We start from the raw sequence: 11829 nt of genomic DNA on the forward strand, positions 1-11829 counted from the left end.
ACTCACCTTAAATGAAAAAAACTGCGAAATTCAAAAAGCCCCTTCCGACGAGGAAGAGGCACTATGTACATCCAAACTCATCTTTCAAGCATTAGCTTGCTGGAATTAGCACCTTGTTACTCTCAGTAACGGTTGCTGCGGGATCAACGGACCAGGTTCCTTCCCCGACTCTTGATAAGAGAAAATCGTATTTAATTTAGTATTATTAATAACCTTACCTGAGTTGACAGAAGATTGTCAACGTAAATATCGGATTATTTCGAAAAATGTTTTTTTACTTTTAATCATAAGATCTAACACTTATAGTTTAATCGGCCACTCGTCTAGGTTTTCCGCCATATCCCAAAACATGTATTCAAACATGCTTGTCTTGACGACGATTTCTTCAAGTGCTGCTAAATCTCGTTCTGGTTTACCAGTTGCGATTTCATTGATTAGATTTTTACAATCTTCAGCTAACGCAGTAAATTCATCCGATGAATACATTTTCACCCATTCACCGTAAAATTCATGATCAATGGCTCCTGGCCATGTTACTAACTCTTTACCGATAAAGCTATAGCTCCATGCACAGGCAAGGACAGCTGCGACAACATTTTCAACCCCTCCAAGTTGTGCCACATTCAGCATGTAGCTTGTGTATGAAGTCGTAGTCGATGCGGGCTTGGTTGCCTCGAGCTCTTCATTAGATATACCAAATTTTGATGCATATTGGCGGTGAAGATCCATTTCTATCTCGAGTGTGCCATGCAAAAGATTTGCAAAAATAGACATCGTTTTTAGATCAGGAGCCTTTGCACTCCCTAATGCAAATAGACGGCTATACTCTATCAGGTATACATAATCCTGCTTCATATAATGCTTGAACTTTTCCTTTTCTAACCAACCCTCGCCAATCCCTTTCACAAAAGGATGCTCCAAATACGAACTCCAAATCGGCTCTACTCGATTCCATATACGGTCTGTAAATAAACTGCTCACTTTTATTTCCCCTTTCTATTTTCGACATCGGGGAGATAAAAAACAAAAACCCATCACTAGTGACTAGGAATGGGTTCGGCAATAAATATACGTTTATATTACCAACTCCACTTCCCTACGCTAGTGTTACCTAGATCAGGTTCAAAGGGTCGATATTTCTACCTCTCAGCACTTTCATGCACCCCTAGTCGAATTGTTAGATTATTAACTTATTAGATATAAGTTAAACATAGCAGGTGAAAAAAAGCAAATGTTCGGAACTTTCATTTATAATTTCATTCTTTTGGTTAGTGATTTACACACGTTTTCTTTACTCTCTGGACAAATTAATGTACTGACCAAAATCAGGAAATACGTTCTTGTTTCTCACTGATAATATTATTATTATTTGTATTGTAAAGAAGTTCTTCTAGAAAAACTATCTCTGTGTTACCCATCAAATATGTCTATTCTCCATACTTATTAAGTGTTTTCTTACTCATAATTTGTAGCAGTAATAAAATCAAAAGCATCAGTTGAAGTAATTTCATTGTTATACTCAAAATTGTATATCAGAATTACTGCATTATATGATTTTTTTAAGTCTATACTATTCTTAATTTTTGGGATGATAATTTCTTCATACGAACAACCGTCTAATAATGTGGAAATATCATTACTACTATTCTTATATACCGCTTTTTCTATAGTATCCTCATCTGTTTCATCCATATCAATATTAAAATCGATAAAAAATTTGGAAGGGACAGACTCGCCATCCTCATCATACGATAAATCTACATACTCTCCTATAGAGTCCTCTTCTTTAATATTACCTAACCAAATAGAAACCCATCCTTGTTTTTCCATTATAGTATCCTCCTATTTTAATCTAAGACCTTCGGGTAAAGACGAAACCCCACCCTCTAGTCTATAATTAGCCCAATTATTAAGTCTTCTTACAAATGTATTATAGTCGCTTGAAGTATCTATTATTGCTAACAATTCATTATGTGCTTTAGTTGATCCTAGCCCTCCATGTGCACCGTTTGGATTGACAAATTTAACATCAGATATTGCTGTTCGTAAATCTTTAATCTCTTCAGCGCTAATTTTCCAATACTTAAATTGCGGTGCCCTTGAAACTAGATGCCACTCATGTAAACCTCCAGGTTCTCTAAGCTGACGTTCAATTTTCTTTCTAATCTTTTTTATCTTTCCAAAGTTCCTCTAGTTCACTACTTTTAAGAGAATTGAAGAATTTATTAAAGTTCCCACTCTTTGCGGTTGGTATATCATCAACAGTTAATTTGGTTATATCTTTAGCATTATCAATACCCTTGGTCACATTCTCGGATACATTAACACCCTTAACATCCAACTCATTCAGCTTTGAACTCTTGATTAACTGAATAAAATCCTTTGCCTCTCCGAAAGCATCTTTAACGGTTTTATTTACTACTCCAACTCCTGCAAACGTCTCTTGCCTGATTTGTGGAATTGGAATGTCTCCAATCCCCTTCTTGATTTTATCAAACCAGACTTTTGTCGCTGCGATTGGACCTTTTACCACTTCATTATACACGGAGCGGAATGCTTGTTGTACCCTTTTCGGATCTAATACATTTCGGATTTCCATGAATGCTTCTGGTGATTTTGCTAGGGAAGGAAGACCAGCTTTAGCACCTTTTACCGCAACTTTCCCTCCAACCCCAACTGCTTTTGCAGGTGGAACAAATGTTAGAGCGAGAAATCCTAAAGCCAGTACCCGATCTCCTGCTGAAAGCTTTTCACCTGTAACAGGATCATACTCACTAAATACACGCTGGATGTCGTACCAGCCGACTAATTCTAGTAAAAACTCCCCTACTTTACCAGACATCTTTTGTTCATCGTTTTTCATATTAGCAGCTGTCAGCCTTACTAATTGTTGGGCTCATCGAGCTTACTTTTGTATTTTTTAATTGAATATTTTAAATCAGCCTCTAAATTATGTATAGAGCCAGGAACTACTCCTGGGAAATTCGATAACAACGAGGAAAAATGCCAGTTAATTGCATCCAAAGCATCATTACAATCCCGCTCCGCTTTTCCAATTTGATCTGCAAACTCCTCCAACTCATTCGCCTTGACCGTAATTTCGCTCATCTTAAAGCCTCCGCTTTAGCTAGTAATCTACGAATCTCCTTGTTGATTTCTTTTATTAGAAGCTCACCCTGATGATTTATTTTGTTCCCCGTACTATTGATCTCAGCAGCAATTTCTTCGTATGCATTTCTTGTTTGCCCTTTCCAATGAAAGGAATACCTACCATGAGCAGACCGATAAATTTGTTTACTATTGCCCATCCTGCTTAATGCCTGGTGAATATTGGACCGATATCCTTCTAAAATATCAACCATCATCAAACATTTACGGCGTTGCACCTTTCTTTCAATTTCATCTATAAGTTCCATTCGTCCTCTCCTCTTGGCAATATACCATATTGTAAATTTTACCAATTACTTACTGGTTTTTAATGGACCAAAAGTCATGAATTTCCGGCACAGAGGGGCAGGTCCAATGTCCCATACTCCTATCAAATCAGGTGATAGGCGCACAATGCTTAAAACTAAAAAAGGTATTACAAGATCAACAAGGAAATATTAATAAAAATACTCCAAAACTTAGGAGATTTACAATTGCAGTTTAGTTATGATGGTAATAAAGTTCCATTATCAATTCATTTTGTAGGAGGATTTATATGAAACCACGAATTTCAGTTATTACATTGGGTGTAGATGATTTAGAAAGATCATTGAAATTTTATCGTGATGGACTTGGGCTACCGACACAAGGAATAATAGGCCAGGAATTCGAGCATGGTGCTGTCGCATTTTTCGATTTACAATCAGGTTTAAAACTTGCAATTTGGAACCGTAAGGATATCGCTCATGATACAAAAATGATTCAGGCCGCACCGAGTCCAACTGAATTTACGATCGGTCATAATGTCGGGAGTAAAGAAGAAGTTGATATGGTTATGGAACAAGCAAAAGAGGCTGGTGCAAATATTACAGTTCAAGCACAAAGTACTTTTTGGGGTGGATACTCTGGATATTTTCAGGACCCTGATGGACATTTATGGGAAGTAGTTTGGAATCCAGATTGGGAGTTTTTAGAATAAGTCAAAGAAGTTTTTTTACAAATCGGTGTATTGATTATCTTGAAGGATTTGAGCTAAAGGGGCATTTTACATCATTTCTGTATCCGAAAATTAAAATAAATCTTCCAAGACGGAAGATTTATTTTAATTTGGGATATCCTTGCTGGCGCAATGCCTCATACACTAGTATTGTTGCCGTATTCGAAAGGTTGAGTGAACGAACATTTTGATTCATCGGTATTCTCAAAAAATGGTTTTTATTTTTTTCTAGTAAATCTTTTGGTAAACCCGTAGTTTCTTTTCCAAACATAAAATAATGATCCTTTGATCCATCACTGAAATCAAAGGCTGAATGTGTTTTTTTACCAAAAGTCTCAATATAGTAGAACTCACCTTCATTTTTCGAAAAAAAGTCATCCAGTGAGTCATAATATGTGATGTTTACAGAATGCCAGAAATCGAAACCTGCTCGTTTGATCATTTCTTCATCTGTTGAAAAGCCAAGTGGTCGGATTAAATGCAAGGCTGTATCCGTTGCTGCACAAGTAAGTGCAATATTTCCAGTATTAGCCGGAATATCTGGTTGATATAATACAACATGTATTGCCAAGAATGGTCACCCCTAATTAATTTTACCCTCCAAATTATAGCATACAGACGATGAATCCAGTTTAAACAATATCAGCCATTAATAAATAACTCCCGCCAGCACTTAAAGTAACACGCAATCTATTATTATCTATGTCTTTTTTTATGATAATTTTTCATATTTTGGGAATGTTATTTTATATAGGAAAATGACATGACAAAACAACAGCAATTTAAATTGTGTATATACTGATTACTTCATTACGAAACCAAACTCAGAACTAAAAATCGGAGGTACTTTCTTTGGGTATTTTTAAAGAAACAAAAAACAGCAATACTTTAACCGCTGCTGAAGTATCCGCACTTTGGCTACAGTATATGGGTGACAGTATGGCAATATGTGTATACAAATATTTTCTTAACATTGTTGAAAACAAAGAGATTAAGCCAATTTTAGAAGTGTCATTGCAATTAGCTGAGAGCCACGTTACGAAAATAAGCAAATTCTTAAAAAATGCTAATTTCAAAATTCCAATTGGATTTACAGGGAGTGACGTAAATGTTAACGCCCCTCGACTGTTTTCTGATCAATTTTTACTTTTTTATTCCTATATTATGACAATCCATGGATTAACCGCTTATAGTTTAGCTATCACAAATACGGAACGAAAAGACATTCAAAATTATTTTTTTGAATGCACAGAATCCTCTAAGGAACTATTCCAAAAAATAGTTGAATTAGCTAAAAATGAGCCGAAATTCACAAGTGTACCATCCGTTCCTTCACCAGATGAAACGGATTTTATCGAATCACCGGGGTTCATTTCAAATTTAATCGGTGACAAAAGACCACTTAATAGTTCGGAAATCAGCACTCTTTTCTTTAATTCAACGAAAACAGGATTTATTAAAACATTAAGTTTAGCTTTTAGTCAGGTGGCGGAGCTGGAAGATGTTCGTACTTTTATGATAAAAAACGTTAAATTAGCAGGAAAAGATGCCGAAAGTTTTGACTCAATCTTGCAACAGGATCATTTACCAATACCTGAGAAATGGGATGCTGAGGTTACTGACTCAACTGTCAGTCCGTTTTCTGACAAGTTGATTATGTTTCACGCTGGTTTTTTAGTACACGCTGGTCTTTCTTACTATGGTGCATCATTAGGCTCTAGTTGGAGATCGGATATCATCTTAAACTATTCTAAAGTATTTACCCATGCTATGGAGGCAGGTGCTTTTTCTTACAATATTATGGTTAAACAAGGATGGTTAGAAAAACAACCAGAAGCGATTGACAGAAAAACTTTAGCAAAAGGTTCAAAGTAATGATGCCTTTCCGTTATTCTATGGCTGCTTTCTTTTGTAGGCTATTGGAGGATTTGGATGATAAAATTAATGAAATATAAGAAAATACTACTACTATTTATGATGATCTTATCATGGCTTACAGTTCCCTTAATGAAGAAAAAAGAGATTAAACGTTATTTCCTAGCAGCTGTATTTATGTCTTTAGTTACAATGTTCGAAAATATTATAGCTAAAAAAAGGACTTGGTGGTGGTGGAATGTAAAACTCCATCCCAAGTTATCGGGCTCATTCCCTTTCGTTTGGGGACCGTTCATGATTGGTTCATTGTGGATTCTTAAATTGACATACGGAAAATTTTATCTTTATATGATCCTAAATTTGATAGTAGATTCTATTTTTACTTTTGTTTTAGTGGAAAAATGGCTGACAAAATGGGGAATCGCGTCATTGGTTCGAATGAAAAAATATCAATTATCCCTTCTATTATTCATTGATTCCTTGCTTTTATATGGATTTCAATACCTTATAGAGAATCAGAATAGGGAGAGATAGACTGGTCTCTCCTTTTTTCCATTTACAATATCCTTCCATTTTCCACTATCTCATTCACTCTTACAATGTGATAACGACGTTTCCTCTCTTGTGTCCTTTTTCTACATATGCGTGTGCTTCTGTAATTTTTTCTAAGTCATATAAAAAAGAGTTGAAGGATATTTTTCAATAGAACGTGCAGTTTTGTAGTTAAATTTACTCTGTTATATCTACTTTTTGTAGGTATACCTAGTAGTCGAGATATATGGGTCAAATTGATTGGATTATTACTAAGTGCGAGCTTTATTTGGTATCTAACAAGCTACATTTCGTTAAAACACTCTTATAAGAAAAATAAGGAATTGTTATAAAGAAGAGCTTATGAACAACAGTACTTACGATAACTCATTCCAAGTTTATCAATGTTCAGATATAATTCGATTCATTCATAAATGCAAAGGTCACCAAGTGGAGCCATTAAAACAAGTAAAAACGAGACAACTATCTTGCCCAAGAGACTAAATTGTATTCCCCTTTTTCTTAGCATCTGCATCTAAACCGGCACCAATTGCAATGCCCATACTCATTCCAATCGGTAGTCCTAAACCAATATTATCAAATATCGTTAATCCAAACACAATCCCCAAACTCACGCCTATCGACATGAATAATGTAAGGTACATACCCTCAGGTACCAACTTATGCTCCTTTTGGAGATGAGACACAATGTCATGGATTATTTTTTTATGTTGTTTTAGATCCGTCTCAATCCCATCTATATTCGCTTCTAGTTGAATAAAATAATCCCTCAAATCAAGCAGATATTGCTGACATTCCGCACAGCTGTCTGAAAAAGAAGCAAGCCTTTGAACCACTCGTTCACACTTATTTAGATCAAGCTTTTTACAACTTTCTTTACTGATGGTGCTTTTCAGCTTCCTTATAATCGATATTAATTCATCTACATGTTTATCCAACGTAATACCTCCTTACTAACTCCTTTATGTCAACTCTCATTCCGTCTACATTTATTTACGTAGATTTGACAACATCCATTTTACTTATATTTTATTTACGGATATAACATCATTTAGTTTCGCTTTTTCTTAAATTCCTTAAGATAACAGGCTCCAACCATTGCGAAAGTTTGTGATAGAAATAGAATACAGACCACAAAGAAACATCAAAAAAGCAGCCCCCATTAATCAGGACTACTTCCGAATTCCAATTCCTGTTTCGAGTATTACATTCACAAAACGGAACAGGCACATATTTATTTAAATATACTTTGCAGTTATCGATCGCTCACAATTCTTAAGACCTGCTGGTGTTCCTTCGTATAATATTTCTCCACCACCAGTACCACCATCCGGACCTAGATCAATGATCCAATCACTATTTCGAATGACGTCCAGGTTATGCTCGATGACAATGACTGTGTTGCCCTTCTCAACTAATTTTTCGATAATTAGCAGAATATTGGAGACATCTGAAAGATGCAATCCAGTTGTCGGTTCATCTAGAATATAGATATTACCCTTTTTATTTAGCTCTTTCGCAAGTTTCAGTCTTTGACTTTCCCCGCCAGATAATGTGTTCAATGGTTGTCCTAATGACAGGTATCCAAGTCCAACTGTCTCCATGCTTTTTAGTTGTCTCTGAATGTCTTTTGCTTCAAAAAATCCCACAGCCTCCGCGACGGACATCTCCATGATTTCTACAATGTTTTTTCCTTTGTAAAGATATTGAAGTACCTCCTGTTTGTAACGGTCGCCATGACATTCACTACATTCCATTTCCATTTTATCCATAAAAGATAAATTAAGCTCCACCGTACCAGTTCCACCACATGTTTCGCAGCCCCCTTTAGAGTTATAGCTGAATAACCCACTCTCCACATTATTCGCATCCGAAAAAGCTTTTCGTATCGAATTCATAATACCGGAGAAGGTTGCTGGATTTGAACGAATGTTACCGTGTACTTGGCTTTGATCAATACGAATGGAATCTGGGTAATCTTTTGCAAAAACCTCATTTACAAGCGTACTTTTACCAGAGCCCGCTACTCCTGTAACAACAGTAAAAACACCTATTGGCACGCGAAGGCTGACATTTTTCAAATTGTGAAGGCTGCTTTTTTGACTTTCCAAAAACTCGTTAACTGGTTTTGGGTTTGCCTTTATCTCCATTTTCTTGTTTAAAAACTTACCAGTGAGTGTATCAGATGACAATAACCCCTGGTAGCTTCCACTAAACATAATGTTTCCTCCACCAGCACCAGCTTTCGGACCAACATCGATGATATGGTCTGCAATCTGAATGACGTCTGGGTCATGCTCCACGACTAAAACCGTATTTCCCTTATCACGTAATTTAACGAGTAAATCATTTAAACGATAGACATCGCGCGGATGAAGTCCAGTGCTTGGTTCATCAAATATGTACATTAGTCCAGTTAAGTTGCTGGACAAATATTTTACCATTTTAACCCGTTGTGACTCACCACCTGATAAGGTAGGTGTTTCGCGTGTTAAGGTCAAATAACTCAGACCAATGTCACAAAGATTTTTCACACGTTCTAAAATCCCGTCTACAATCGGTTTCATATTTGGATCATCAAATTGAACAAGCACATCACATAATTCATCCAGCTGCATCGCTGTCAGGTCATAAATGGAATAGCCTTTAATTTTAGAAGACAAGACCTTCTCATTGTAACGTGCTCCTTGGCAGCTAGGACATGTGCCAGTAGTAGTAAATTCTTTGATTTTCTTCTCGGCGGCTTTCGATGTATCTTTGTCTCTATTGATATTTTGTCGCATAAATCTTACTGCCAAGCCCGTATATGTGGTATTGATTTCACCATTCATGTAACTGATTGCGATTTTTTCCTCTTCGGCGTACACGAGCTTTTCATATTCTTCTTTTGTATAATCCTTGATTTTTTTATCATTGTCAAAGAAACCAGATTCAGCATATGCTTTCCATTGCCATGTGCCTGGTCCAAACCCTGGAAGTAAAATTGCGCCTTCATTTAAAGATTTCTCCTTATCGATCGCGGCATCAAGGTTTATCGTTATCGTTCTACCAATTCCTTCACAATGTGGGCACATTCCAATTGGATCATTGAAGGAATATGCATTACTCCAACCAATACTCGGTTCGGCGAAACGAGAAAAAAGAAGTCTGAAAAGTGGATGAATATCGGTAATCGTCCCAAGCGTAGATCTTGCGTTTCCACCAAGTCGTTTTTGATCCACGATGATTGCTGTGGACAGATTATTAATTTCATCAGCCTCAGGTCGGCTATATTTCGGCAGAAACTGACGAGCAAAACTACTAAAGGTCTCGTTTAACTGGCGACCCGCTTCCTGAGCAATCGTATCAAACACAATGGATGACTTACCAGAACCAGATACCCCTGTAAAAATCGTTATTTTCCCTTTTGGAATCTCTACATGAACATTTTTCAAATTGTTCTCTCTTCCATTAATAACCTCGATAAACTCCTGTTTCACTCATGATCATCTCCTTTATCATTTAGTACGTACTATGTAGCGGCTTGTCCATCTTATCATATAAGAATGTGAGAGGAAACAGGTTCTGGGACTGAGGGACAGGTCCTGCAAGTCAATCACCGGTCAATATTTTAACGTATATCTAGTTTGAATAATAGATTAATTGAACAACACCAGACGAAAATCTGTTTGTTTGAACCAATTTCAAATTCAATCTCTGCTTTACGTCGATAAACAAAGGTTTTCCTTCTCCCAATATTACAGGGTGAACAGATAATCTATATTCATCAACAAGTCCTAAATTTATTAAAGTGGTAATCAGACTAGCTCCTCCATAAAGCCATATGTCTTTACCCGGCTTTTTCTTCAATTCATTTACTTTTTCAAAAATATGATCATTTATATATTTCACCTTATGATCCTTACTGGTTTGCGTTCTCGAAAACACATATTTATCTTTACCATGGACGATATTCCACATTTTTTTTTCCGTATCCGGGGCATCAGTTGTTGGGGTATATTGCCCCCATAAATCATAGCTTTTTCTTCCGTATAAAATGGTATCAATACTATTTAAGAAGTCTTTAAAACCCATATCTGAGTCCATTACACACCAGTCAACTTCTCCGTTTCGACCCTCAATAAATCCATCTAAGGTAACCGCTAAATCTAAGATAACTCTTCTTGGTTTTATAATACCATTTGCCATTGTCCTACCTCCCCATTCTCTCACCTAGTTCATATAATAAGAGGCACATCACTTATTTAAGAAATGCGCCTAACTGTTTTAGGATACCAACAACAAAAGTTTATATCGATAATCCATTTGAATTTTGATAGTTAAAAGTAAATCTCACTACTGCATTTGCCAATTCGTCTGGAGCCATTATAACTGCGGAGTGATCTTGCTCATGAAGCGTTTCATATTTGGCTAGAGGTAAAAGTCCGGTAAGTGATTTTCATCATTGAATGAGTCTATATAGACTAATCTACTTGGTTCCATAACCTCTTGATATACGGCTCTACAATATGCCTCTTCTCCATCCCCGATATTAGGCCTTAAATTATAGCGCCAAACACCATTTGGTCTAACATTCATTTCGTATACGGTTGAGGTCCATTTTTTTGGTCCCTGCCAACGAGCAATATGTTCTGGTTTAGTCCTTCCCTCCCATGCAAGATTGGGAGGAATAGCAACGGTTCGTTCAACTGTAAGCTCTCTACGCACATTATCTTTGTAGATTTTTGTTTTGTTTCTCATTTCAAATTCACCTTTGCTAACAAATTAGTTCAAACCTCTAGATCTTTTATCAGTTCTAAATGAAGAAGATGTTAGGGCGATTTATCCTCCTTTCGATTTATGTCGAGTATATAGTCTTCAAAATTTTCTAGACGCTCCTCCCATAAGATGCTGTATGAATCGAACCAAGCATCTAATTCCTGAAATGGCTGTGATTCAAGGCTATATATTCGCAGTTGTCCTTTAGTCCGGGATCTTACCAAGCCAGCATCCCCCAAGATCCGTAAATGGCGTGACACCTGAGGTTGACCGATTTCGAGAGCCTGAACTATTTCACTTACAGAGCGTGGTCCTTTTTTCAATAGCTCCACAATATTAAACCGATTCGGCTCTGATATTATCTGTAATGTTAATTGCATCGTAGTTGTATTCATATTATAAATATACACCTAAATATATATACACATCAATGTATATATAAAAACTAAGAAATTGTTGTTATTTCTTTAAAAACGGAGTACGAAATTATTTACTAATTC

The 11829-nt window shown here is 36.4% G+C and carries 14 protein-coding genes and 2 riboswitches; of the genes, 3 read left to right on the forward strand and 11 right to left on the reverse strand.

The window, feature by feature from the left end; all coding sequences use genetic code 11:
• Window positions 1–74: 74 nt before the first annotated feature.
• Window positions 75–181: riboswitch (SAM riboswitch) on the reverse strand.
• A gap of 119 nt (window positions 182–300) precedes the next feature.
• The 5 genes from tenA to V7097_RS16465 all read right to left on the reverse strand — a co-directional run bounded on the left by tenA (window position 301) and on the right by V7097_RS16465 (window position 3416).
• Window positions 301–981, reverse strand: coding sequence for a thiaminase II (gene tenA / locus V7097_RS16445; protein ID WP_335704714.1), 681 nt, complete (start codon window positions 979–981; stop codon window positions 301–303).
• 95 nt (window positions 982–1076) lie between these two features.
• Window positions 1077–1177: riboswitch (TPP riboswitch) on the reverse strand.
• Between the two features lie 278 nt (window positions 1178–1455).
• On the reverse strand, window positions 1456–1830 hold the full coding sequence (locus V7097_RS16450; RefSeq protein WP_335704715.1) for an immunity 22 family protein: 375 nt from the start codon (window positions 1828–1830) through the stop codon (window positions 1456–1458).
• Window positions 1831–2161: 331 nt separating this feature from the next.
• Entirely contained in the window at window positions 2162–2863 is a 702-nt protein-coding gene (locus V7097_RS16455) for a pre-toxin TG domain-containing protein (protein ID WP_335704716.1), read from the reverse strand.
• A 20-nt stretch (window positions 2864–2883) separates the two neighbouring features.
• Complete coding sequence (locus V7097_RS16460) at window positions 2884–3108, reverse strand: hypothetical protein (protein WP_335704717.1); 225 nt, start codon at window positions 3106–3108, stop codon at window positions 2884–2886.
• Window positions 3105–3416, reverse strand: a complete 312-nt coding sequence (locus tag V7097_RS16465; RefSeq protein WP_335704718.1) for a hypothetical protein — start codon at window positions 3414–3416, stop codon at window positions 3105–3107. The genes V7097_RS16460 and V7097_RS16465 overlap by 4 nt, the downstream gene beginning before the upstream one ends.
• A gap of 287 nt (window positions 3417–3703) precedes the next feature.
• Here V7097_RS16465 and V7097_RS16470 point away from each other — a divergent pair, with 287 nt between their 5' ends.
• Window positions 3704–4126 carry a VOC family protein gene (locus tag V7097_RS16470; RefSeq protein ID WP_335704719.1) on the forward strand — a complete coding sequence of 141 codons (423 nt, stop codon included), beginning with the start codon at window positions 3704–3706 and terminating at the stop codon, window positions 4124–4126.
• A 118-nt stretch (window positions 4127–4244) separates the two neighbouring features.
• On the opposite strand, the gene trmL is transcribed toward V7097_RS16470, so the two are convergent.
• Window positions 4245–4715 (reverse strand): tRNA (uridine(34)/cytosine(34)/5-carboxymethylaminomethyluridine(34)-2'-O)-methyltransferase TrmL, encoded by a 471-nt coding sequence (gene trmL, locus V7097_RS16475; RefSeq protein WP_335704720.1) that lies wholly within the window; start codon window positions 4713–4715, stop codon window positions 4245–4247.
• A 281-nt stretch (window positions 4716–4996) separates the two neighbouring features.
• Here trmL and V7097_RS16480 point away from each other — a divergent pair, with 281 nt between their 5' ends.
• A complete protein-coding gene (locus V7097_RS16480) occupies window positions 4997–6019 on the forward strand; it encodes a DUF3231 family protein (protein ID WP_335704721.1) in 1023 nt (340 codons plus the stop codon).
• A 57-nt stretch (window positions 6020–6076) separates the two neighbouring features.
• Window positions 6077–6553 (forward strand): hypothetical protein, encoded by a 477-nt coding sequence (locus tag V7097_RS16485; protein ID WP_335704722.1) that lies wholly within the window; start codon window positions 6077–6079, stop codon window positions 6551–6553.
• Window positions 6554–7050: 497 nt separating this feature from the next.
• Here V7097_RS16485 and V7097_RS16490 read toward each other — a convergent pair whose 3' ends face one another.
• The 5 genes from V7097_RS16490 to V7097_RS16510 form a co-directional block, all read right to left on the reverse strand.
• Window positions 7051–7509: a hypothetical protein gene (locus tag V7097_RS16490; protein ID WP_335704723.1), complete on the reverse strand. Its 459-nt coding sequence runs from the start codon at window positions 7507–7509 to the stop codon at window positions 7051–7053.
• 300 nt (window positions 7510–7809) lie between these two features.
• Complete coding sequence (locus V7097_RS16495; RefSeq protein ID WP_335704724.1) at window positions 7810–10050, reverse strand: excinuclease ABC subunit UvrA; 2241 nt, start codon at window positions 10048–10050, stop codon at window positions 7810–7812.
• Between the two features lie 142 nt (window positions 10051–10192).
• Window positions 10193–10759, reverse strand: a complete 567-nt coding sequence (locus V7097_RS16500) for a dihydrofolate reductase family protein (RefSeq protein WP_335704725.1) — start codon at window positions 10757–10759, stop codon at window positions 10193–10195.
• Between the two features lie 222 nt (window positions 10760–10981).
• A complete protein-coding gene (locus V7097_RS16505; RefSeq protein ID WP_335704726.1) occupies window positions 10982–11311 on the reverse strand; it encodes an SRPBCC domain-containing protein in 330 nt (109 codons plus the stop codon).
• 71 nt (window positions 11312–11382) lie between these two features.
• Window positions 11383–11724: an ArsR/SmtB family transcription factor gene (locus V7097_RS16510; protein ID WP_335704727.1), complete on the reverse strand. Its 342-nt coding sequence runs from the start codon at window positions 11722–11724 to the stop codon at window positions 11383–11385.
• Window positions 11725–11829: the final 105 nt, after the last annotated feature.

The organism is Bacillus sp. JJ1562, assembly GCF_036962705.1.
Classification (GTDB): domain Bacteria; phylum Bacillota; class Bacilli; order Bacillales; family Bacillaceae_L; genus Ferdinandcohnia.

What these genes read in the sequence shown, in the direction of transcription:
- V7097_RS16485 (WP_335704722.1), top strand. Translation starts at nt 6,077, where the DNA reads ATGATAAAATTAATGAAATATAAGAAAATACTACTACTATTTATGATG.
- V7097_RS16455 (WP_335704716.1), bottom strand. Translation starts at nt 2,863, where the DNA reads ATGAAAAACGATGAACAAAAGATGTCTGGTAAAGTAGGGGAGTTTTTA.
- V7097_RS16465 (WP_335704718.1), bottom strand. Translation starts at nt 3,416, where the DNA reads ATGGAACTTATAGATGAAATTGAAAGAAAGGTGCAACGCCGTAAATGT.
- V7097_RS16505 (WP_335704726.1), bottom strand. Translation starts at nt 11,311, where the DNA reads ATGAGAAACAAAACAAAAATCTACAAAGATAATGTGCGTAGAGAGCTT.
- V7097_RS16510 (WP_335704727.1), bottom strand. Translation starts at nt 11,724, where the DNA reads ATGAATACAACTACGATGCAATTAACATTACAGATAATATCAGAGCCG.
- V7097_RS16500 (WP_335704725.1), bottom strand. Translation starts at nt 10,759, where the DNA reads ATGGCAAATGGTATTATAAAACCAAGAAGAGTTATCTTAGATTTAGCG.
- V7097_RS16450 (WP_335704715.1), bottom strand. Translation starts at nt 1,830, where the DNA reads ATGGAAAAACAAGGATGGGTTTCTATTTGGTTAGGTAATATTAAAGAA.
- V7097_RS16470 (WP_335704719.1), top strand. Translation starts at nt 3,704, where the DNA reads ATGAAACCACGAATTTCAGTTATTACATTGGGTGTAGATGATTTAGAA.
- V7097_RS16460 (WP_335704717.1), bottom strand. Translation starts at nt 3,108, where the DNA reads ATGAGCGAAATTACGGTCAAGGCGAATGAGTTGGAGGAGTTTGCAGAT.